Annotated in this window: 17 protein-coding genes and 2 pseudogenes; 8 read left to right on the top strand and 11 right to left on the bottom strand. The window is 57.2% G+C overall.

The annotated features are described in order from the left end of the window. The first annotated feature begins 2 nt into the window (after positions 1-2). The 5 genes and pseudogenes from glcE (at position 3) to RZS32_RS08800 (ending at position 4,779) form a co-directional block, all read left to right on the top strand. Entirely contained in the window at positions 3-1,145 is a 1,143-nt protein-coding gene (gene glcE, locus RZS32_RS08820) for a glycolate oxidase subunit GlcE (protein ID WP_317056622.1), read from the top strand. A 32-nt stretch (positions 1,146-1,177) separates the two neighbouring features. Further along, entirely contained in the window at positions 1,178-2,473 is a 1,296-nt protein-coding gene (gene glcF / locus RZS32_RS08815) for a glycolate oxidase subunit GlcF (RefSeq protein WP_317056621.1), read from the top strand. A 77-nt stretch (positions 2,474-2,550) separates the two neighbouring features. Next, the gene (locus RZS32_RS08810; RefSeq protein ID WP_317056620.1) at positions 2,551-3,351 is read left to right on the top strand and encodes a trypsin-like serine peptidase; all 801 of its coding nucleotides are present in this window, start codon (positions 2,551-2,553) and stop codon (positions 3,349-3,351) included. Further along, positions 3,348-4,166, top strand: a complete 819-nt coding sequence (locus RZS32_RS08805; RefSeq protein ID WP_317056619.1) for a trypsin-like serine peptidase — start codon at positions 3,348-3,350, stop codon at positions 4,164-4,166. The genes RZS32_RS08810 and RZS32_RS08805 overlap by 4 nt, the downstream gene beginning before the upstream one ends. 146 nt (positions 4,167-4,312) lie before the next feature. Beyond that, positions 4,313-4,779, top strand: a pseudogene (locus RZS32_RS08800) (Hsp20 family protein). Positions 4,780-4,963: 184 nt separating this feature from the next. On the opposite strand, the gene RZS32_RS08795 reads toward RZS32_RS08800, so the two are convergent. The 4 genes and pseudogenes from RZS32_RS08795 to RZS32_RS08780 all read right to left on the bottom strand — a co-directional run bounded on the left by RZS32_RS08795 (position 4,964) and on the right by RZS32_RS08780 (position 9,789). Continuing rightward, positions 4,964-6,994, bottom strand: a complete 2,031-nt coding sequence (locus tag RZS32_RS08795) for a vWA domain-containing protein (RefSeq protein WP_317056617.1) — start codon at positions 6,992-6,994, stop codon at positions 4,964-4,966. Continuing rightward, positions 6,991-7,527, bottom strand: a complete 537-nt coding sequence (locus tag RZS32_RS08790) for an RNA polymerase sigma factor (protein WP_317057877.1) — start codon at positions 7,525-7,527, stop codon at positions 6,991-6,993. The genes RZS32_RS08795 and RZS32_RS08790 overlap by 4 nt, the downstream gene beginning before the upstream one ends. Before the next feature lie 72 nt (positions 7,528-7,599). Continuing rightward, a complete protein-coding gene (locus tag RZS32_RS08785; protein WP_317056616.1) occupies positions 7,600-8,379 on the bottom strand; it encodes an isocitrate lyase/PEP mutase family protein in 780 nt (259 codons plus the stop codon). A gap of 16 nt (positions 8,380-8,395) precedes the next feature. Then, positions 8,396-9,789, bottom strand: a pseudogene (locus tag RZS32_RS08780) (NAD-dependent succinate-semialdehyde dehydrogenase). Between the two features lie 166 nt (positions 9,790-9,955). Here RZS32_RS08780 and RZS32_RS08775 point away from each other — a divergent pair. Then, entirely contained in the window at positions 9,956-10,747 is a 792-nt protein-coding gene (locus tag RZS32_RS08775) for an alpha/beta hydrolase (RefSeq protein ID WP_317056614.1), read from the top strand. 20 nt (positions 10,748-10,767) lie between these two features. Here the strand turns inward: RZS32_RS08775 and RZS32_RS08770 are convergent, their stop codons facing one another. Then, positions 10,768-11,766, bottom strand: a complete 999-nt coding sequence (locus tag RZS32_RS08770; protein ID WP_317056613.1) for a P1 family peptidase — start codon at positions 11,764-11,766, stop codon at positions 10,768-10,770. Between the two features lie 162 nt (positions 11,767-11,928). Between RZS32_RS08770 and RZS32_RS08765 the strand changes: the two genes are divergently transcribed. Beyond that, on the top strand, positions 11,929-13,167 hold the full coding sequence (locus RZS32_RS08765; protein WP_317056612.1) for an aminopeptidase P family protein: 1,239 nt from the start codon (positions 11,929-11,931) through the stop codon (positions 13,165-13,167). Between the two features lie 39 nt (positions 13,168-13,206). Here RZS32_RS08765 and RZS32_RS08760 read toward each other — a convergent pair whose 3' ends face one another. Beyond that, positions 13,207-14,022 carry a cyclase family protein gene (locus tag RZS32_RS08760; RefSeq protein ID WP_317056611.1) on the bottom strand — a complete coding sequence of 272 codons (816 nt, stop codon included), beginning with the start codon at positions 14,020-14,022 and terminating at the stop codon, positions 13,207-13,209. Between the two features lie 119 nt (positions 14,023-14,141). Between RZS32_RS08760 and RZS32_RS08755 the strand changes: the two genes are divergently transcribed. Next, a complete protein-coding gene (locus RZS32_RS08755) occupies positions 14,142-14,717 on the top strand; it encodes a DUF1523 family protein (protein WP_317056610.1) in 576 nt (191 codons plus the stop codon). 34 nt (positions 14,718-14,751) lie between these two features. Here RZS32_RS08755 and RZS32_RS08750 read toward each other — a convergent pair whose 3' ends face one another. The 5 genes from RZS32_RS08750 to xsc form a co-directional block, all read right to left on the bottom strand. After that, positions 14,752-15,624: a dimethyl sulfoxide reductase anchor subunit family protein gene (locus RZS32_RS08750; protein WP_317056609.1), complete on the bottom strand. Its 873-nt coding sequence runs from the start codon at positions 15,622-15,624 to the stop codon at positions 14,752-14,754. Next, a complete protein-coding gene (locus RZS32_RS08745; RefSeq protein ID WP_317056608.1) occupies positions 15,624-16,385 on the bottom strand; it encodes a 4Fe-4S dicluster domain-containing protein in 762 nt (253 codons plus the stop codon). The genes RZS32_RS08750 and RZS32_RS08745 overlap by 1 nt, the downstream gene beginning before the upstream one ends. A 70-nt stretch (positions 16,386-16,455) precedes the next feature. Continuing rightward, on the bottom strand, positions 16,456-19,281 hold the full coding sequence (locus RZS32_RS08740) for a molybdopterin oxidoreductase family protein (protein WP_422395948.1): 2,826 nt from the start codon (positions 19,279-19,281) through the stop codon (positions 16,456-16,458). Positions 19,282-19,411: 130 nt separating this feature from the next. After that, the gene (pta, locus tag RZS32_RS08735; protein ID WP_339106896.1) at positions 19,412-20,425 is read right to left on the bottom strand and encodes a phosphate acetyltransferase; all 1,014 of its coding nucleotides are present in this window, start codon (positions 20,423-20,425) and stop codon (positions 19,412-19,414) included. A 20-nt stretch (positions 20,426-20,445) separates the two neighbouring features. Beyond that, positions 20,446-22,224: a sulfoacetaldehyde acetyltransferase gene (xsc, locus tag RZS32_RS08730; protein ID WP_317056606.1), complete on the bottom strand. Its 1,779-nt coding sequence runs from the start codon at positions 22,222-22,224 to the stop codon at positions 20,446-20,448. Positions 22,225-22,368 lie beyond the last annotated feature (144 nt).

Raw genomic sequence — 22,368 nt, 5'->3', positions numbered from 1 at the left:
CGATGAAACCTCTTTCTCCCTCATCCGAGGCCGAGCTGGCCGAACTCGTCTCAAGCACGTCCGAACCTTTGCGCGTGATGGGCGGTGGTACGCGACCTATTGGTGTCCCGGTCAACGCGCAGCCTTTGACCACGCAAAAAATCAGTGGCATCGCGCTTTATGAACCCGGCGCACTGACCCTTGTCGCCAAGGCGGGAACGACCGTCGCGGAAATAGAAAAGGCTTTGGCAAAGGAAAACCAGCGTCTGGCCTTTGAACCCATGGATCATCGCGGCCTGCTAGGCACCAAGGGGGAACCGACGATTGGCGGGGTCTTTGCCGCCAATGTCTCTGGACCCCGGCGCATCCAATGCGGAGCCGCGCGCGATTTCCTGCTGGGCGTGCGCTTCGTCGATGGTCAGGGGCAAATTACCCGCAACGGCGGCCGCGTGATGAAAAATGTCACAGGGTACGACATCGTCAAACTCATGGCAGGAAGCTACGGCACCCTAGGCGTTTTAACCGAAGTCGCGCTCAAGGTTCTGCCGCGCAGCAATGTCACCGGCACCCTGAAGCTGGCCGGATTGACCGACGTTCAGGCGATTTCTGCTCTCTCTGCCGCGCTTGGGTCCCCCTACGAAGTCACCGGCGCCGCGCATCTTCCGAAGGGAAATGACAGCACGCCGCAAACGTTCATCCGCATTGAAGGGTTCGAAAACTCCGTCAAGTATCGCTCTGGTGAGCTATTCAAAATGCTCGGGCATCTTGGCGAGGTCAAGTTTGAACTGGATCAGCAAGCAAACGCGACACTCTGGCAGAACATCCGCGACGTTGACGCATTTCACGGGCGCGACGGCGATGTCTGGCGCTTGTCGGTCAAACCGTCCGACGCCCCCGACATTGTTGCGCAAGTTGGGCCCGAAGACGTGGTCTACGACTGGGGCGGCGGATTGATCTGGCTCCTGATGCCGCAAGATACCGGAGCAGAGGTCATCCGCTCGGCAGTGGCAGATAAAGGCGGCCACGCCACTTTGATCCGGGGCAATCGCGCGGCCGGTGCGTTCCAACCCCTCTCCGCACCTGTCGCGGCGCTGCAAAACGGACTGCGCGCCCGGTTTGACCCCAAGGGTGTTCTCAATCCCGGTCTCATGGGCCAGGCGGCCTGATCCTTTTACACATAGAATGATAAGCATCTGACATGAAAACAGAATTCGCCCCCGAACGCCTGCGCGACCCGGCCATAGAGCGCTCGAATGAGATCCTGCGCACCTGCGTGCATTGCGGGTTCTGTACCGCCACATGCCCCACCTACCAAGTGCTGGGCGACGAACTCGACAGCCCCCGCGGCCGTATCTACCTCATCAAAGACATGCTGGAAAACGACCGGGATCCGGACCCCAAGACGGTCAAGCACATCGACCGCTGCCTCAGCTGTCTGGCCTGCATGACCACTTGCCCCTCGGGCGTGCACTACATGCATCTCGTGGACCATGCGCGCGAATACATCGAAGAGCGCTACGATCGCCCGGTCTTCGAGCGCATTCTGCGTTGGACGCTGGCGCGTATCCTCCCCTACCCGATGCGCTTTCGCGTGGCGATGCTGGGGGCCAAGATGGCCAAACCCTTTGCCCGTCTGATACCTGACGCGCGCATTCGCGCCATGCTCGCCATGGCCCCCAAGGAAATTCCGCCCGTCAGCCGCAATGACGACCCGCAAACCTTTGCGCCCAAGACACAGAGACTCAAACGCGTGGCTCTGATGACCGGCTGTGCGCAAAAGGCACTCAACACGGATATCAACGATGCTACAATCCGACTTCTGACACGGTTAGGCTGTGAGGTGGTCGTGGCCGAGGGCGCAGGGTGCTGCGGCGCGCTGACCCATCACATGGGCAAAACCACCGAGAGCCATGGCACTGCTGGCAAAAACATCGCGGCCTGGGCGCGCGAGATGGATGGCGTCGGGCTGGATGCGATTGTCATCAACACCTCGGGCTGCGGCACCACGGTCAAAGACTATGGCCATATGTTCCGCAACGAACCCCTCGCCGAAGATGCCGCGCGCGTCTCTGGCATCGCGATGGATATCTCAGAACTGCTGATGCAGATCGATATCCCCGAAGGTGCCGACAAAGGCCTGCGCATCGCCTATCACGCCGCCTGCTCTCTGCAGCACGGCCAACAGATCAAGACACACCCCAAAACCCTTCTCAAGAAGGCCGGGTTTGAGGTGGTGGAACCCAAGGATTCACATCTCTGCTGCGGCTCGGCTGGCACGTACAACCTAATGCAGCCCGAAATCTCAGGACAGCTCAAAGACCGTAAGGTTCAAACACTTGAGGCCAAGAACCCCGACATTATCGCGGCAGGCAACATCGGCTGCATGATGCAAATCGGCTCAGGCACGGACATCCCCATGGTGCACACCGTAGAACTGCTCGATTGGGCAACAGGTGGTCCAAAACCACCCGCATTGGCCAAAGCAGGGCTCTGAAACGCCAAATTTTTGCCCTAAAACACACGTAAGCCCAAATCGAAGCAGGAGGTAAGGGTTTGCGGAAGTTTTTGGTAATGGCCTGGCTTGGCCTGGCCGCGTCGGTTGCGTTTGCTGATGAAGGTGCTCTGAAACGTCTCGATACCGGTGATGACACCCGTCTGTGGGAAGGCGTGGGTCGCCTGGATATTGGCGGTGAGGGGTTTTGCACAGGCGCGCTCATTGAGCCGGATCTGGTTCTGACCGCCGCGCATTGCCTTTACAACAAACACACCGGAAAAGAAGTCGATATATCCAAAATTGAGTTCCTGGCCGGCTGGCGCAATGGCCGCGCCTCGGCCTATCGCTGGGTCCGCCGCGCTGTGATCCATCCCGACTACGTGTTTTCCAAAGATGTCGACGCCCAGCGCGTGCGCAACGACATCGCCCTTCTTGAACTGCAGCACCCGATCTCAAAATCAGGCGTCGTACCATTCCGCACCGATGAACGTCCCAAAAAAGGCGATGAAATCGGCGTCGTCAGCTATGCGCGCGACCGTTCCGAGGCCCCATCACTGCAAGAAGTCTGCAAAGTCCTGGCCCGTCAACACGGCGTGCTCGTTATGTCTTGCGATGTGAACTTCGGCTCGTCCGGCGCACCGGTCTTTTCCATCGTAGATGGCACACCACGCGTGGTGTCCGTCGTCTCGGCTATGGCCGAAGTGGATGGTGAAAAGGTTGCTCTGGGCGCGCAACTTCAAACACCGCTCGATGATATGCGTGAAAAACTTCGCTCCACCGGTCGCTTGCAGACACAGAGCAAGAAAAGCCTGTTTTCGAACGGATCCAATAGAGACACCGGCGCAAAATTCGCCAAACCGGAGACCGCAGCAGATTGAAACGGCTCACGGTCATATCTGCCTTGACGGCTGTCGCGCTCCTGCTCGGCGCCCAGTCTCAAGCCGACAGTCTGACCCGATTGTCCGACCGCGATGACCTCTTTGGATGGGAGGCCGTGGGCCGCGTGGATATCACCGATGACGGTTATTGCACGGGCTCACTTGTGGCAAGCAACCTCGTCCTAACCGCCGCGCATTGTGTTTTTGACTACAGCGGCAAAATGCGTGAAGCATCGGACTTGCAATTCCGTGCGGGGCTGAGCGATGGCACCGCAATCGCCACACGCTCTGTGGGGCGGTTCGTGGTTGCAGACGGATATGCGCCGGGTGTCGGCATGACACTCGACAACATTCGCACGGACGCAGCGCTTTTGGAACTGACCGAGGCCATCCCCACCGCGGTGGCTGGGCCATTCGTGCCCTATGAAAGCCCCCGACCCGGCGACAAGCTCAGCGTTGTGTCTTATGGCCAAAGCCGTGATCGCGCCCCGTCACGCCAGCGCGAATGCAGCGTTCTTTGGAGACACAAAGGGCTGGTGTCTTTTGATTGCGACGTTACCTTCGGCTCTTCCGGCGCGCCCGTCTTCACCGATGGCGCTTACCGGGCGCAGATCGTGTCACTCGTTGTCGGCGGATCGAAAAACCCCGACGGCACGACCACGGCGTACGGCATGCATCTGCCGCCTGTTCTGGACGCGCTCAAGCGCAAACTGCGCAGCGCCGCACCTGCCGCCGTCGCCACAACCACCGAACACAAGCGTGTAAAGGTCGGCCAAGGCGGAACTGCCTCCGGTGCAAAGTTCGCAAAACCCTGATTTTACAGGTGTTTAATAGCATCTTGAAACCTCAATTCTGAAATCCCACATATATTGGATCCGGCGCCGCCGAGCGGGCCGGTTCCCTTCGCCTGTCCCAAAAAGGGAAGGCAAACATATCGTTATCGCTCAATGGAGGATGACCCATGCGAAACTTTGATCTTGCGCCGCTTTACCGCGCATCCATTGGTTTTGACCAAATCGCTGACATGATGGACCGTGTTCTGTCCGGCGACGTCAACCAACCCACCTACCCCCTTACAACATCGAGAAAACCGCCGATGATGCGTATCGTATTTCGATCGCCGTGGCCGGATTTGCCGATGAGGACCTCTCGGTCGAAGTGCGTGAACACGCCCTGATCGTCTCGGCCCGCAAATCCGAAGATGATGCCGAGCGCACTTATCTGCACCGAGGCATTGCCACCCGCGCCTTTGAACGCAAGTTCCAACTTGCCGATCATGTGCGTGTCGATGGCGCAAGCCACGCAGACGGGATGCTGCACATCGATCTCGTGCGCGAAGTGCCCGAGGCGCTCAAACCCCGTCAGATCGAAATTGCCCGTGGCGATGTGATCACCAAAGACGTGGTTGACGCCAAAGCGGTAAACTAAGCAACACGCTTCACCGTTACGAACCAAGCGCCCCTGGAGCATTCCACGGGGCGCTTAATTTTGTCTTGGGGTCATCGAACGCCCCGTTAACGCGGCGACCGAACCAACGTCGCACCGATAAAATACCGACGTGATACCGACATGCCAAATTCGCTTTGAATCCGCGCGTTAACCCTGAGTCGCGCTATCGCTGCAAACTCTGCGCCAACCGCATCAGCTGCACCGCCTCGGCGCGGTAGCCGAACGCATCTACCCCCCGCGCCTCATTGGCCAAGGCAATCGCATCGTCATAGCCCCAGTCGCCAAGATACTGGTTTCCCCGCAAAAGCTGACCAAACCCTGCGATGGCGGCGGTAAACTGCATCTCGGCATTGGCCTGCCCACCCGGCACAATCGGCTGCTCAATCAGCTCACTTTGCGTCTCACCGGGTCGCTTGTAGCGCAGCTTGAGAAAGCCCAGCTCACTGGCATCACTGGCCAGTTCCGCCTCGCCATACCGCAACGGATCGGTCAATCGCGCAGGTGAGCCCACCGGCGTGATCTCATAAAGCGCCGTCACCTGATGCCCGGCCCCAATATCGCCCGCATCCACCGCGTCATTGTTGAAATCCTCGCGCGCCAGGGCACGGGTTTCATACCCAATAAGCCGATACTCCGCGACCGCCGCCGGATTGAATTCCACTTGAATCTTCACATCATTCGCAATGGGATAAAGCGCGCCAGAAAGCTGATCCACCAGCACCTTCTGCGCCTCGCTGAGCGTATCAATATACGCCGCCTGCCCATTGCCGTTCTGCGCCAGCGCCTGCATTGTCGCATCATCGAGATTGCCCCGACCAAAGCCCAGAACCGAAAGGTAGGTGCCGCTCTCGCGCTTGTCGGCAATAAAGTCTTTCAGTGCCTCGGGGTCTGATAGGCCGACATTGAAATCCCCATCCGTGGCCAGCAAGACGCGGGTCACTTCGCCCTCTTCCGCCATGCTTTCGGCCACCGCATAGGCCTGTTGCAACCCGGCCTGCCCGGCAGTTGACCCACCTGCATCCAGCCGGTCCAAAGCCTCCAGAATGCGCGTCCGGTCCGTCGCTGGCGTCGGCTCAAGAACCTGCCCCGCACTTCCTGCATAGGTGACAATCGCAACACTGTCGCGCTCGGTCAGTTCCGGCAACATCAGCGCCAAAGACTGCTTCAACAACGGCAGCTTAGCCGGTGCATTCATCGACCCGGATGTATCAATCAGGAATACCAGATTGAGCGGGGGACGCTCCGTTAAGGATTTGTTTTCCCCCTGGATCGCAATATGCACCAGCTGCGTATCGGCATTCCATGGCGTTCCCGTCACCGTCACGGTCGGCTGAAACGGCGCATCACCTTCGGGTGCGGCATAGTCATAGGGGAAGTAGTTCACCATTTCCTCAATGCGTACTGCGTCTTTCGGTGGCACCTGCCCTGCCATCAAGGACGATCTGACCACGGCATAGGATGCCGTATCCACGTCGATGGAAAAGGTCGAAACCGGTTCCTCGGCCGTGACTTTCAATGGGTTCGGGTCGGCATCGGGAAAAGCCTCGGTGTTAGCCTCAGACTGGATATAGACATCATCCACCGAAGGAGCCGGTGCAATCAATGCACGGCTGTTTTCGCTATCTTGCAGAACCAATCCCTGCACTGCACCACCCAGTGTCTGCCCGTCTGTCGGAGCTTGCTCTCGCTTCAAAGTCTCACTGGGTTGCAGAGCTTGGGGCGCGATGGCACTTTCGGCGTCTTGCGCGCTTTCCGACTCAAGGGCTTCCGCTGGTGCAGGCTCAGCCGCCACCTCCGGTGCGGCCTCTGTTGCAAATTGTTCTTCGGCCACCTGACGTGTCCGGTCTTCGCTCCGGTCCGTCAATACATCATCCGACTCCAAAACCACCGGCTGCGGCCCGTTAAGCCGCGGCGCGGTCTGCCAGTCCGGCACAACAGCCACCAATCCCAGCGCCACCAATGCCGTGGTCGCCGTCAGCGCCCCGCGCGTGTTCATCCGCATGATCATATTCATCACTCCTCTGATCAGCCCCGGTTTGGGGCGTTCAGAGGTTTGACGGGCGGCATCCCGGGATTCTTGGAGCGCCGTAAAATTTTTCTGCGCCAGGGCAATATCGTCGGCCTTCCGCGCCGCATCCGGCGTGGGCATAGCGGCCCGCATCGCCGCCTTCAGGTCATCAAGATCATCACTCATGAGCGTTCCTCACTCTCGCGCAAAGCGCGCAGAAGTTTCTTTGCTTCCGAGACGCGCCAGCTGATTGTGCCAGGAGAAACCTCCATGATTTCCGCGGCTTCCGCATGACTCATGTCATCCAGCACCAACGCCAACGTGTCGCGCAAATCCTCAGGCAAGGCGCGCATCGCCTGGGTAAGCCAATCAAGCGCCTCTGCTGTTTCAGCATCCGCCGCGCGGCGGTCCACCTCCCAGTCGCCCCAGCCATCGGCATACTTTGCCCGCGTCGCACGGCGGCGACGACTGTCGTGCGCCGCATTCACAACAACCCGGTAAAGCCAGGTGGTAAATCGTGCAGAACCTTGAAAACCCTGCAGTTTCGCAGGCAATGCCGCACAAACATCCTGTGTCAGATCTTCGGCCTCCGCCTGCGCACCGGTCAGACGAAACGCCAATCGAAAGACGCCACCGTAATGGCGCTGCAGGAGGGTCGTAAACGCCTCCGCGTCCCCTTCCGCCGCCGCCCTGGCCAGGCTTTCATCCGTCACTTCCATGCGCATCACGATTGTTGGACGCGCGCCAGAGGTCAATCCTTGGCAGTACTTTGAAATTTTGTTGAGATCGGCTTAACTGCCCTCAAAAACGGCTGTCGCCTGTTCCGTCAGCCATGCCGACATCTGCCGATACGGCACAGGCCCATAGCTGATCCGCGCCACACCCGCCTTGGCCAGATCCACGTTTGAAGGTGCACCGGGCAAAGCGATGATATTGACTGGCAAAGACACCGCCGCACAGAGCTCAGTGATCATTTCACGATCGAGCAGACCAGGCGCAAAAAACCCATCGGCCCCTGCATCGGCATAAGCCGCCGCGCGTGTGATTGCCTCATCCAGCATGGCCCGTGTCGGGTCTTGCTTGGCGATGAACGCTTTGAGAAACACGTCCGTCCGCGCATTGAGAAATGCGCCAACTCCGCCTATGTCACAACCCTTTCGCGCCGCGCTGACGCGTTGGGCTTGCACGTCAATTGCATGCAACCCTTCCCCGCCAACGACCTGATCCTCGAAGTTGAACCCGACCGCGCCCGCTTCAACCGCACGCGCGAAATTCGCCGTCACTGCATCGGCATCAACCGCGTATCCACCTTCGAAATCCATGGAAACCGGAAGATCAACGGCCTCGACGATCCGGGCCACATTGGCCAGCGCAAGCTCAAGTGGCATTGCCTGTCCATCGCTGAACCCATTCGCCATGGCCACAGGCGCACTGCCAGTGGCAAGCGCCTTAGCACCAGCATCGGCCACTGCTTTGGCACTACCCGCATCCCAAATATTGTAGAGGATGACCGGCGCGCCGTTAACATGAAGCGCCTTGAAAAAGCTTGCTTTTTCCACCTGAGAAGCCATTGCTGGGACCCTTCGTTTAAACGCTCATGCAAACATACTTCATCTCAAGGTAATCATCGATTCCATGATGGCTGCCTTCGCGTCCCAGGCCCGATTGCTTGACCCCGCCAAACGGCGCAACCTCTGTCGATATGATCCCGGTGTTCACACCCACAATGCCATATTCCAGCGCTTCAGCGACTTTGTAGACTCGGCTGAGATCCTTGGCGTAGAAATAGCTCGCCAGACCAAAAATCGTGTCATTGGCCATCGCGATCACGTCATCTTCGTTTTCGAACTTGAAGAGCGGCGCAAGAGGTCCGAAGGTTTCATCCTGGCTGACCATCATGTCCTGCGTCACATCCGTCAGGATCGTTGGTGGTAGGAAATATCCAGCCCCTGAATGGGGTCTCCGCCCCCCATGGCAATCTTGGCGCCTTTCGCTGTGGCATCGGCCACATGCTCTTGCACTTTTTCAATCGCATCGGCGTTAATGAGCGGCCCAAGCTGCGTGCCCTCTTCCAGACCATCGCCGATCTTCATCTTCGACACTGCATCCTGCAACTTCTTGGCAAAGGCATCATACACACCCGCCTGCACATAGATGCGGTTGGCACAGACACAGGTTTGCCCGTTGTTACGGAATTTGCACATGATGGCGCCCTCAACGGCGGCATCAAGATCGGCATCATCAAACACAATAAAGGGCGCATTGCCGCCAAGCTCCATGGAGCACTTCATCACCTGATCCGCCGCCTGCCGCAGCAGAATACGACCCACCTCAGTCGAGCCAGTAAAGGTCAATTTGCGCACAGCCGGGTTCTCACAGAATTCCTTGCCAATGGCTGAGGAACTCGATGAGGTGACAATGCTGAAGATGCCCTTCGGAATACCCGCACGCTCTGCCAGAACACCCATCGCAGTGGCAGAGAGCGGCGTCTCTTTCGCCGGACGCCCCACGAAGGAGCAACCCGCTGCAAGCGCAGGGCCTGCCTTGCGCGTGATCATCGCGTTGGGAAAGTTCCACGGTGTGATTGAGGCGGCCACGCCAATCGGCTGCTTGAGCACCATGATCCGTTTGTCCCGCTGATGGCCGGGGATCATCTCGCCATAGATGCGCTTGGCCTCTTCGGCAAAGAACTCGATGAAAGATGCGCCATAAGCAATCTCGCCCTTGGCTTCGGCCAGCGGCTTGCCTTGTTCGGCGGTCAGGATGGTCGCCAGATCATCGGCATGCTCCATCATCAGCTCATACCAGCGGCGCAGCACAGTTGCGCGCTCTTTGCCCGTCCAGCTGGCCCAATCCTTCTGCGCCGCCTCAGCCTTGGCAATCACATCAGCCACCTGCGCGCGGCTCATATCCGCGACATTGGCGATCACATCTCCACGCGCAGGGTTGGTCACCTCGAAGGTGCCGTCCGCCCCGTCCATCCACTCGCCCGCGCCATAGGCTTGCTCGGCCAAAAGCGCAGGGTCTTTCAATAGCGACTTCAGATTGGTGGTTGTATCGAGCATAGCGTATCCTCCCAGAAAACGTCTCGTCTTGGCTAAGCATTTGGGGCAAGGATTGTCTAGGCCGTAAGACGAGGAATGTGCCATGGAACTGGATGATGCCTATGACAATGTCGGGTATATTCCCGATGCTATGTCCTATCCTCCTCGCTGGGCCAAAGCCGCAGGGGCATATCGTGACGTACTGATCGCCGAGGGACGCGCATTGCTTGGCCTTCCTTATGGCGGCACTGAGAGACAAGCGTTTGACCTTTTTCATCCTAAAGATGCCGCCAAGGGCGCACTGGTCTTCGTGCATGGCGGCTATTGGCGGCGGTTTGATCGCAGCTTCTGGTCCCATCTAAGTGAAGGCGCGTTGGCGCACGAATACTGCGTCGCGATGCCGTCATACGATCTTTGTCCCGAAGTGCGCATCGCCGATATCACCCAACAGATCACCCGTGCAATTGAGACGATCGCTGAACACGTAGAGGGCCCCCTCATTCTGACAGGGCATTCTGCAGGTGGACATCTTGTGTCCCGCATGTGTGAACCGGGTCTATTGAGAGAAACGACCGCGCAGAGAGTGAAGCGGATCCTTCCGATCTCTCCTGTATCCGATCTGCGACCCTTGTTGCACACGTCAATGAATGAGCTTTTTAAACTGACTGAAGATAGTGCTGCTGCCGAGAGCCCCGTTTTGATGACACATCGCCTATCTGTTCCTGTGTCAATCTGGGTCGGAAGCAAAGAGCGTCCGGCCTTCCTTGATCAGGCCGAGTGGCAGAGCAAAGCCTGGTCCTGCCCGCTTCACATCGCAACGAACAAACACCATTTCGATGTCATCGATGCACTTTCGGATCCCAATAGCGAGATGATGAAAGACGTTTTGCTCTAACGCCGCCTGCTTCTTTCTTGTCACAAATACCCAAACGCCTCGGCCCAACATGGCAGCGTGTCTCCTGCCGCAGGACGCGCCGCAAAAACAGCCCGCGCAACGGCGCGCGAGATGCAGGTTGCCGAGGCATGACCAATGGCAAGTTGCCCTGCCAGATCGGGCGCTGTTCGATCTGCTGTAGAGAGTGAAAAAATCAAATCTCCATCCATCGGCGTATGGGATGGCAGCAAGGCACGTGCATATCCATCATGTGCAGCCACAGCCATACGCGTGCACTGCGCTTGGCTTAGCGCTGCATCCGTTGCCACAATGCCGATTGTCGTCGCCTGATGCTGGCCCAGCTTGGTGTTTGGCAATTGCACATCGCCTGGGTCGCTTGAAACACCCAAAGCGCCAAACTCATCGCCAAACTCAAATGGCGCAGCCCAGAATTTTGGGCCAGTGCCAGCAACCGCAGACCCCAGCGCGTTTACAGCCACAAACGCACCTACTGTTATGCCATCCGGCAGGACCAAAGACGCCGATCCGATACCACCTTTGAAATCGGCGGTGGTCGCCCCTGTACCAGCCCCATGAGAGCCCAACTCAAAGACCTCGCTGCGTTTGGCCAGTGCGTCTCGACCCAAACGTTTATAGGGATTCTCGGACCATGCCTTGTCGCCCCCATTAAGAAGGTCGAACAGGATTGCTCCTGGTACGATGGGCACGCGTTGATCGCCTATGGCGAATCCGCGACCCTCACTGCGAAGAGCATCCGCAACTCCAGAGGCCGCATCCAAACCAAAAGCGGACCCACCAGACAAAACCAACGCATCGACCTGCTCCACCACTTTGTCAGCCCCGAGTAAATCCGTCTCTCGGGTGCCCGGCGCTCCGCCCATGACATGCACACCAGCCGTGAAAGGCGCGGCGCCCATAACCACGCTGACGCCAGTTTTGACAACGTCATCCTGGGCCTGCCCTACCTGTAAACCCGGCACATCGGTAATCAGATTACGCTGTCCTGGCCTCGCATCCATGGTCTGTTTCCGTCCTCACTTTGTCGCAAAACATCTTGCCAGATTGCGCCCAGAGCGCAACAAGCGGGTAAGTCCGCGAGCGATGGCGTCGTTCAGCAAGCCGGACTTCACATCCCAAACAGTCCTGAACGCCGGGACCTTTCTTTACGAAGGAGGGTCACTATGACTGCACCTATCCAATCCACTGATTTCGTGGGCACACGTCCCGAATTCTACCGTTTTCACAATGGCGAAAAGGCACCCTTGCCCTTTGCGCCCGAAGAATATGAGGCGCGCCTTGCCAAGTTGCGTCGTATCATGTCAGAGACAGGCGTTGATGTCGCAGTCCTAACATCAATGCATAACATCGCTTATTATTCAGGGTTTTTGTACTGTGCCTTCGGACGACCCTATGCGCTGGTTGTGACGCCCACCGAAAACGTTACCATTTCCGCCGGCATCGATGCTGGTCAGCCCTGGCGCCGGTGCTACGGTGACAATATCACCTATACCGACTGGCAGCGCGACAATTACTGGCGCGCAATCCGTTCCGTTTCAGGCGAAGGCAAAGTCATCGGCATCGAAGGTGACCACCTGACACTGGTGCAGCGCACTATGCTCGATAGTTTTCTGTCCCCAAGCCACGTCAAGGATATCTCTACAGAAACAATGCGCCAACGTATGGAAAAATCTATAGCAGAAATTTCCCATATCCGTAAGTGCACTGCCATAGCTGATATCGGAGGCTATGCGATCCGCGATGCTATTCGCGAAGGCACCCGCGAGGTAGACGTCGCAATGGCCGGTCGAGATGCGATGGAGCTTGCGATTGCAAAGGATTTTCCGGATGCGGAATATCGCGACACCTGGGTCTGGTTTCAATCCGGGATGAACACAGACGGCGCACATAACCCGGTCACAGCGCGCAAACTGGAACGCGGCGATATCCTGTCTTTAAACACATTTCCGATGATCTCTGGCTACTATGTCGCTCTTGAGCGCACGCTGTTTGTCGGAGAGGTCGATCCCGCGTCGCTTGCCATTTGGGAAGCCAACGTTGCGGCGCATGAATATGGCATGTCGCTGTTGAAACCAGGGATCAGCTGTGCGGAGGTCGCACACAAGATCAACGATTTCCTGGGCGAAAGAGACTTGCTTCAATACCGTACGTTCGGGTATGGTCATTCGTTCGGTGTGTTATCTCACTACTATGGCCGGGAAGCTGGCCTTGAGCTGCGCGAAGACATCGACACTGTGCTCAAACCCGGCATGGTGATCTCAATGGAGCCGATGCTGACCTTACCTGACGATCACCGCGGCGCAGGCGGCTATCGTGAGCATGACGTTCTGATCATCACCGAAGATGGCAACGAGAACATCACGGGCTATCCTTATGGACCTGAGTTCAACGTCGTGGGATAAAAGGCTAAGGCCCCGGCGATACACCGGGGCCTTTAAAATTTAGACGAGTGCCATAATTCGCGCTGGGCCGCCTGTGCCACCCTTGTGTTTGGGCGCCCCAATCACGATAGTGGCACCATTTGCGGGAAGCTTGTCGAGATTGGCGATGTTTTCAATCCCAAACCGACCTGTTGGAAGCCACGCGTAATGCACTGCAAAGTCCGCTGACGGTCCATGATCGAGCGACAGCGTATCGACCGCCATCGATTGCGCACCGGTTTCTTCCATCAACATGGTTGCCGCTTCGATATGAAAGCCGGGGAAATGCATTTTTTCGCCATCAAAGCCGCGATAGGCGTCACCCCCGGTTTTACCACCCCATCCGGAATGCATCGCGACACAGGCATTGTCGGGAATGTCGCCATTGGCAGCAATCCAGGTTTTTAGGTCATCTGGCGTCACCTGCGCATCCGCATCACCTTCAGCTTTAGCGGCGACGTCAATGACACAAAGGGGTGCCACAAGCGTGTCGACGGGAATCTCATCCACCGCGTTTCCATCTGCCGAGAAATGCAAAGGCGCATCAATATGCGTCCCGGTGTGCTCATTGACTGACAGTTTCAGGAGGTTGAACTTGTGTTCGGCATAATTGAACACTTGCTCCATCGAAATACCCGGCTCTCCGAAATAGGTGGGAAAGGTATCGTCATAGGTATGCGTTAAATCTTCGACCGAGCTGTGTCCATCCGCCAAAGCAGGTGGTGCCGTCACGGTTCCAATTGCAGCGGCGGCGCCAACGGCCGCACTCGCGCTAAAGAACTGTCTCCGTGAGAGCATCTTGTCTTTCACCGCATTCATCACACAGATGTCGCACATATTCTTTCCTCCTGTCGGTTGAATTAGGGTTGTTTCCACCGATAACATGACATGTGAACGTGGCAGGTCAATTCACACGCCCGACATTGGCACCCTTTGACCGCGTAAGAGAGACCCAAATGATCTATGTGAAATTTCTGTTCTGGGCACTGATGTGGGTCTTTGTCGCGGCTTTTCTACACTACACACTGCCACAAACCGATGTCGCTCGCGTCACCGACACCTACACAAAGCGTATTGATTTTGGTGAAAACAGCATCTTCTGGGCCGCGCCTGATGTGGGCAATGACACAACCTCCTCCAACCGCGATGTGTTCTTCATCCAAGCCGTTCGGACCAATGGGCGCGTCATGGTCTATCGGAATGAAGACACAGGTTGGGGCTGGCCACCCTATTTCAAGTTCGACACCTCGAACCTGCAGGCCGAGGCAGCCGATTTAAAATCCACAGCAGAAGCGCCCAAATGGGTGGCGATCAAGCACTACGGTTGGCGCAACGAATTGATCTCGATTTTCCCCAACGCGGTGGGCGTGCGCGCCGTGAGCGGCCCGGATGTGCGCTTCATCCCGTGGTTCAGCATCTTTATTCTTGCTCTGCTCTTCGCCATCTTCTGGGCCATCCGCGTCCGATGGATCCGGTTCCGCGAGAACAAGATCAACCCGGTGGTCGATGAATGGACGGATGGCTGGGGGTGAACTGCCGCCCGGCAGTATCAGCGCCTGGCCGTACTCAGCGCTTGCCGTAATAGAGCCCCACAACATGCTCGGCTTCTGCAAAAAAGAGCCAGCGTGACGCGGCGATCCCGGCCAAGTGGCTGGCAACTGCCAAAAGTGCGACCACGTGTGAAAACGGCACCAGCAACAGCACAAATGGCACCGTGTAGCCAAACGCCAAAGCAATCATCCGCAGTTTCGCGGCATGCTTGCGTCCCACCACATGCACAAACTCCCGCAGCAGATAATTTGTTCCCGTGTGAGGCGGCTCGAATGCCCGAACAGCGCCGATATTGCCCAAGCCGGTTGCTGTCGCAAGATTTGTGCCGCTTTTGACAAAAGCCTTATCACCAACAAACCACCAGGCAACCTGCGCTGCAGCTGCAACAGGCAAAAGCACCAGTGCAATTAGCGTCTGCCCGGCCAGCAATGCGCCACCAGCAAGCGACAGCGACAGAAACAACACGGAGGTAAGAGGCGAATTCCAACGCGGCACGGTTTTAAGCTGTGCGTAAATCATGGAGGTGGTGAAAACCGTTCCGGCACATAGCACTGCGCCAATCACGCCCAAAGCAGCCAGCCTGACGCCAAAGAACACGATAGCCGCAGCATAGACGCCCATGACAATCAACGCTGCCACGGCGCAAACGCCCTCCCGGCTAAGCCAAGACGAGCGCCACTGCGTGAATGCCTTCATCGCGCGTTCGGGATGACCCAAGTGAAAGGTCGAAGCCATAAGACCACCCACTGCCAAAGCATAGGCGATGGCAAAAAACACGAAAGCAACCCAGCCTGTCACGGCTGGTAAACCCAAGCCCAGCCAGAACAAAAGACCAAAGCCGAGGCCCGAAAGGGTGGTGAAAACAATAACGGACGGGGCTGGATGCATCAGATTTTCTCCAGAGCTTTGTCGAGCCAGCCGATGAACCCTTTGGGTTCTTCGGCAACCGGGGCCAGCAGCGGGGCAAGAATGTCAATCTCAGCCTCAGGTGCGGCCATGACCTGATCTTTAGGGCGCGGCGGCAAATACTTGTTCACCGGTTTGGTGCCTTGTTCCGGCATGAGGTCCATCCCGCCGCGTTCCGCGACCAGTTTGGACACATCGCTTTCAGGGTCGCCCAGATCCCCGAAATGCCGCGCGCCTGCCGGGCAAGTCCGCACACAAGCAGGCACCCGGTCTTCCTCAGGCAGGTTATCGTTGTAGATACGGTCCACACAAAGCGTGCACTTTTTCATAACGCCTTCGGCGGCATCCATCTCGCGCGCGCCGTAAGGGCAGGCCCACGCACACAAACCACAGCCAATGCAGTTGCTCTCATTGACCAGAACAATGCCATCTTCCACGCGTTTATAGCTCGCACCAGTTGGACATACGGTCACGCATGGTGCGTCTTCGCAATGGAGACAGGATTTTGGGAAGTGAATAAGCTGCGCCGCGCCTTCAGCAGGCTGAACTTCGTAGGAATGCACCCGATTGAGAAACGTGCCGGAAGGATTGGCACCATAAGGGTCTTGGTCGCTCAGCGGCGCGCCATAATTCTCGGTGTTCCAGCCTTTGCAGGACACCACACATGCGTGGCAACCCACACAAGTGTCAAGATCAATCACCAGACCCATCTTGCGTTGGGTGCTTTCAGGTAGCGTCGTCATGCCAATCCTCCGCAGCAAAAGTCTTCAAAAGACTTTTGCCCAAACTTTTCTGAAAAGTTTTGGGCCGTGCTCATTTGCCCACCTTCCATGTCAATTCATCAGGCCCTTGTCCCACCGGGGATTTGATCGGCGCCATGGCCGGTTGTGCCTCGGCGGGGGCGTGGGTCTTTTTGATCTTCACGCGCAAGTCGAACCAGGCAGCCTGCCCCGTGATCGGATCACTGTTGGCCCAGCGCAGACCATCGCCCTTGGGCGGCAGCAGCTCGTGAATGAGATGGTTGAGCAGGAACCCTTTCGTGGCCTCCGGCGCGTCATTGTCCAAGGCCCAGGCGCCTTTGCGTTTGCCTATCGCATTCCAGGTCCAGACGGTGTTTTCATTCAGCGCCGCCATATGCGCCACTGGGACTGTGATCTCGCCATGAGCCGACGACACAGACGCCCAATCGCCTTCGGCAAAGCGTTCGGCCTCCCATATCTTGGTGGGAACGTAGAGTGGATTACGCCCGTGAATCTGCCGCAGCCACGCGTTTTGCGTGCCCCAGGAATGATACATTGCCATGGGTCTCTGCGTCAGCGCATGCACCGGATACTCATTCGCATCCACATGGTCATCTTCAAAGGGCGGATACCAGATTGGCAGCGGGTCCAGTGTCTTCTTGACCCGTTCCCGCAGGTGATCGGGCGGTTGCCGTTCACCATGCCCTTCAGCTGCCAATTGGAACTTGCGCATCGTCTCGACATAGAGATCAAAAATATAGGGTTGCGGCGTGTCATAGAGACCAAGCTCGACGGCCCAATCCTGATACCCCATGTTCCACGGCTTCATATAGGCGCAGTTATCGGGGATATGCTTCACAAAGAACCCACCATTGGCGATGTAGCTCTGAAGTTGTGCCTCGTTCGGGGCACCGCGCCCGTGAGTCAGGCCTTTCTCACCCATACGCCACCCTGCAAGCGGACCGATACCTGGCTTGCGCTCATGATTGACGATGTAATCCGCATAATCCTGATATTTGGCACTGCCATCTTCGTTCGTGAAGCCGGGAAGACCCATCTTGTTGGCAAGCAGGATCAGAGCGGTCTGAAAGCCTTTCACATCCCTGTCCGGCTCAACCACCGGCCAGCGGATCGCATCGGCGGCTCCGTCTGCCTCACAGATCGGGCGGTCCAGAAGCGAGATACAGTCATGCCGCTCCAGATACGTGGTGTCGGGTAGGACAAGGTCGGCGTAAGCAACCATCTCAGAACTATACGCATCCGAATAGATAATACGCGGGATAACATAGTCGCCGCTTTCATCTTTATCGGTCAGCATGTCGATCACGCCACGGGTGTTCATCGACGAGTTCCAGGACATGTTGGCCATGTACATAAAGAGCGTGTCGATCTTGTAAGGATCACCCGCATAGGCGTTGGAGATGACCATATGCATGAGGCCATGGGCGCTCATCGGATTTTCCCAGGTGTAGGCCTTGTCAATGCGCGCCGGGCTTCCGTCATCCTTAAGCGCCAGGTCTTCGGGTCCACGCACAAAGCCCAGATGTGGACCATCGAGCGGTTTACCCGGTGTCACCTTGCAATGCGGCGTTGGATGAATGCTCACCGGTTTGGGATAGGGCGGCTTGAACCGGAAGCCACCCGGCACTTCAACCGAGCCGAGCAGGATTTGCAGAAGGTGCAGTGAGCGACAGGTCTGGAAGCCATTGGAGTGCGCCGAAATCCCGCGCATCGAATGAAAACTCACAGGCCGACCGACCATGGTTTTGTGCTTTTCACCACGGAAATCCGTCCACTCGTGATCGAGGACAATCTCTTCCTCAAAAGCCACGCGCGCAAGTTCCGCGGCAATCGCCTTGATCCGGCGCGCGCTGATGCCGCAACGATCCGACACATTTTCGGGCGAATACTCATCGCTCATATAGCGCTCGGCCAGAAGGTGCATAACCGGACGATGCGTGATGCCCGCCTGACGATAGGTCGCCGAGAGGTCAGGCTTGACGCCTTTTTTGTCAAACGGCGCGGGCTTGCCCGTCTTGCGATCAATGACCAGTAGCTTGCCATCTTTGTCGCGCATCAAGAGGCCGTATTCCGGCGAGTCGGGGTCAGAGTTGACCAATACCGGCGCGTTGGTGAATTGCGCGAGGTAATTGAGGTCAATCTTGCCCGCTTTGAGCAATTCGTGCACCAGCGCCAGAATGAACAAGCCATCCGTCCCCGGCGTGATCCCAACCCACTCATCAGCCACGGCATTGTAGCCGCTACGAATGGGGTTCACGCCAATAACCTTGGCGCCACGCGCTTTGATCTTGCCGATGCCCATCTTGATCGGGTTGCTGTCATGGTCTTCAGCCACGCCAAAGATCATGAAAAGCTTGGTGTGATCCCAATCCGGCTGGCCGAACTCCCAGAACGCACCACCCATCGTGTAGATGCCAGCCGCCGCCATGTTGACCGAGCAAAAGCCACCATGCGCGGCATAGTTGGGCGTTCCGAAGTTTTGTGCCCAGAAGCTGGTGAAAGATTGACTTTGGTCGCGCCCAGTGAAGAAGGCCAGTTTGCTGGGGTCTTCCTGACGAATGGGTTCCAACCAGCCCGCGGCGATCTCCAGCGCTTCATCCCAGCTGATCTCTTCAAACTCACCCGACCCACGTGGGCCAACCCGCTTCAAAGGTGCGCGCAAGCGAGACGGTGCATTGTGCTGCATGATACCGGCACTGCCCTTGGCACAGAGCACGCCCTTGTTCACCGGATGATCACGGTTGCCCTCGATATAGGCCACCTTGCCATCCTTCATATGCACGTTGATGCCGCAGCGGCAGGCGCACATGTAACAGGTCGTTTTGCGCACCTCGTCGGACACTTTGGGCGACGTATCTACCTTGGGCTGATCGAGCATCAACTTGCCTTCCCTGTTCGCATTCAAATCACGTTAGGCCAGTTTCCCGACCTTCGCGACTGTTTTCCTGTTTCGCTGATCTTCAGGAACAGATGTTCCGAAAAATCAGGTTTAACGCGTCACAGAGTCCTCACGCCGTGCTAGCGCGCGACTGAAGAATTGTGACGGCGATGATCTCTGTAACGTCACTTGCCACACACCCACGCGACAAGTCATTGGCAGGCTTTGCAAGACCCTGAAGCACAGGACCAATGGCCGTGTAACCGCCGACACGCTGCGTGATCTTGTAAGCGATGTTCCCCGCGTCGAGATTTGGGAACACCATGACGTTTGCTTGACCCGCCACGTCCGATCCCGGCGACTTGCTCGCGCCGACTGACGGCACAAAGGCCGCGTCAAATTGCAGTTCGCCATCGACGTTTAGATCAGGGTGGTCCGACTTCACACGTGCGGTGGCCTCAACCACCTTCTCGGTCATCGGATGCTTGGCGCTCCCCTTCGTCGAGAAAGACAACATCGCAACTTTTGGATCATCCCGCATCAACGCCCTGAACGAGGTCGACGCATCAGCAGCGATTGCTGCCATCTCTTCCGCATTTGGATCAATGACCAAACCGCTATCGGAATACAGCATGGCACGTGCGCCGTCAGGTGCCGCATCCGGCGGGTACATCAGAAAGAAACTCGACACGAGCTTGGCGGATGGTGCCTTGCCGATGACCTGAATAGCCGCGCGCACGACATTGGACGTCGTTTCAACCGCACCGCCGACCGTGCCATCGGCATATCCCTGACGTACCAGCAAGGCCGCATAGGTCAGGCGATCTTGAACAGCAGCCTGCGCTTTGACCTCATCGATGCCTTTATGCTTGCGCAGCTCAAAAAATGCCTTGGCAAACTCGTCGTGCAAGGGCGAGTTTTCCGGATCATGCACCTCAACCCCATCGCTGCCCAGCGCATTATGTTTGGCGAGCTCAGCTTCAATCGTGCTGGCATCACCTACAAGGATCACGTGCGCAAAGCCTTGCTTCACAGCCGCCAGAGCGCCTTGAACGATGCGAGGGTCCGTGCCTTCGCTCATCGCAATCGTAGCGGGTTCAGGCCGGGGATCCGACAGCAGCAACGCAATAGGTTTTGCAGTCATATCCCGGCCCGTTTCGTGGTTTATACGACTTGCTCAACCATGTCGTCTTTGCTGATGCCAGCAACTTTGACAGGTTTCTTCATCGCATCACGGCGGAACGGATCACCCAATTCCTGGTTGATCATCGCCTCAATGAGTGTGGTGATGCCGTTTTCCATTTGATCCTTGATCGCCTGGTTCAACGCATCGGTCAGTTCTTCCTGCGTCCGCGCAACCACACCTTTCAGGCCACAAGCCTGAGCGATGCCAGCGTAAGACACTTGCTCATCAAGCTCTGTTCCAACAAAGTTGTCATCGAACCAGAGGGTCGAGTTACGCTTTTCCGCACCCCACTGGTAGTTACGGAAGACGATCTGCGTGATCGCAGGCCATTCGCCGCGGCCAATCGCCGTCAGTTCGTTCACAGCAATGCCAAAGGCACCGTCTCCCGCAAAGCCAACAACTGGAACGTTAGGCTGACCGATTTTCGCACCAACAATGGAAGGCAGACCATAACCACATGGGCCAAAGAGGCCGGGTGCCAGATATTTGCGGCCTTCGTCGAAGCTTGGGTAAGCGTTTCCGATCGCGCAGTTGTTGCCGATGTCGGAAGAGATGATCGCTTCACGTGGCAGTGCGGACTGAATCGCGCGCCATGCCATCCGTGGGGACATCCAATCTGGCTTCGCGGCACGTGCACGCTCGTTCCAGTTGGTGCCTGGATCGTCTTGCTCTTCGTTCATGGACGTCAGCTCTTGCGCCCATGCAGATTTCTTCTGCGCGATGTTCGCTTTGCGCTCTTCGCGGCCTGCGTCACCGGCATCATCCGCCAGCTGGGCCAGAATGCCTTCCGCCACTTTCGCCGCATCACCGACGATACCAACAGTGACTTTCTTGGTCAGACCGATCCGATCCGGGTTGATATCAACCTGAATGATTTTCGCATCCGCTGGCCAGTAGTTGATGCCATAGCCTGGCAGTGTGGAGAATGGGTTGAGGCGCGTACCGAGGCAGAGAACAACATCTGCTTCAGAGATCAGCTGCATGCCGGCCTTGGAGCCGTTGTAGCCCAATGGACCTGCGAAGAGCGGGTGGTTGCCTGGGAAGGCGTCATTGTGCTGGTAGCCAACACAAACTGGGGCGGTCAGACGCTCTGCCAGTTTTTGGGAGGCTTCCAGACCACCTTTGGCCAGTACAACGCCCGCGCCGTTCAGGATGACAGGGTTTTTCGCGGAAGAGAGCAGCGCGGCTGCTTCAGCAACAGAGTTGGTGCCGCCGGGGCTGGCTTCGAATTCGATCGGGTCTGGGATTTCGATGTCGACAACTTGTGTCCAGAAATCGCGAGGGATGTTGATTTGTGCTGGGCCAGACAAACGCTTGGCTTGGCTGATCACACGGGTCAGAACCTCTGCCACACGGCTTGGGTCGCGGACTTCTTCTTGATAGGCAACCATATCTTCGAACAATTTCATCTGCTCGACTTCCTGGAAACCGCCCTGACCGATGGTTTTGTTGGCCGCTTGTGGTGTAACCAGCAAAAGGGGTGTGTGGTTCCAATAAGCTGTTTTCACGGCTGTCACGAAGTTGGTGATGCCGGGGCCGTTTTGCGCGATCATCATCGACATTTTGCCGGTGGCGCGCGTGTACCCGTCAGACATCATGCCTGCGGAGCCTTCGTGGGCGCAGTCCCAGAACTGGATACCAGCATCAGGGAAAATATCAGAGATCGGCATCATCGCCGAACCAATAATACCAAAAGCATGCTGAATGCCGTGGCGTTGCAGAACTTTGACAAAGGCTTCTTCGGTCGTCATCTTCATGGGTGTGCTCCTATCCAATAGCAAAGGAGCCGGTCTCCCGGCGCATTTGAAGGGAAACTAGACTCGGTCCCGCTCCCATTCTAGGGCCAGATGGTCAAGCATTCTATGTCCAGAAGTGGGAATTATTGAGACACTGCATCTCAT

This window comes from Roseovarius sp. W115, from assembly GCF_032842945.2.
In the GTDB taxonomy this organism is placed as follows: domain Bacteria; phylum Pseudomonadota; class Alphaproteobacteria; order Rhodobacterales; family Rhodobacteraceae; genus Roseovarius; species Roseovarius rhodophyticola.
Note: the sequence above shows the minus strand (reverse complement) of the source record. Positions and strands in the feature narration are given on the sequence as shown.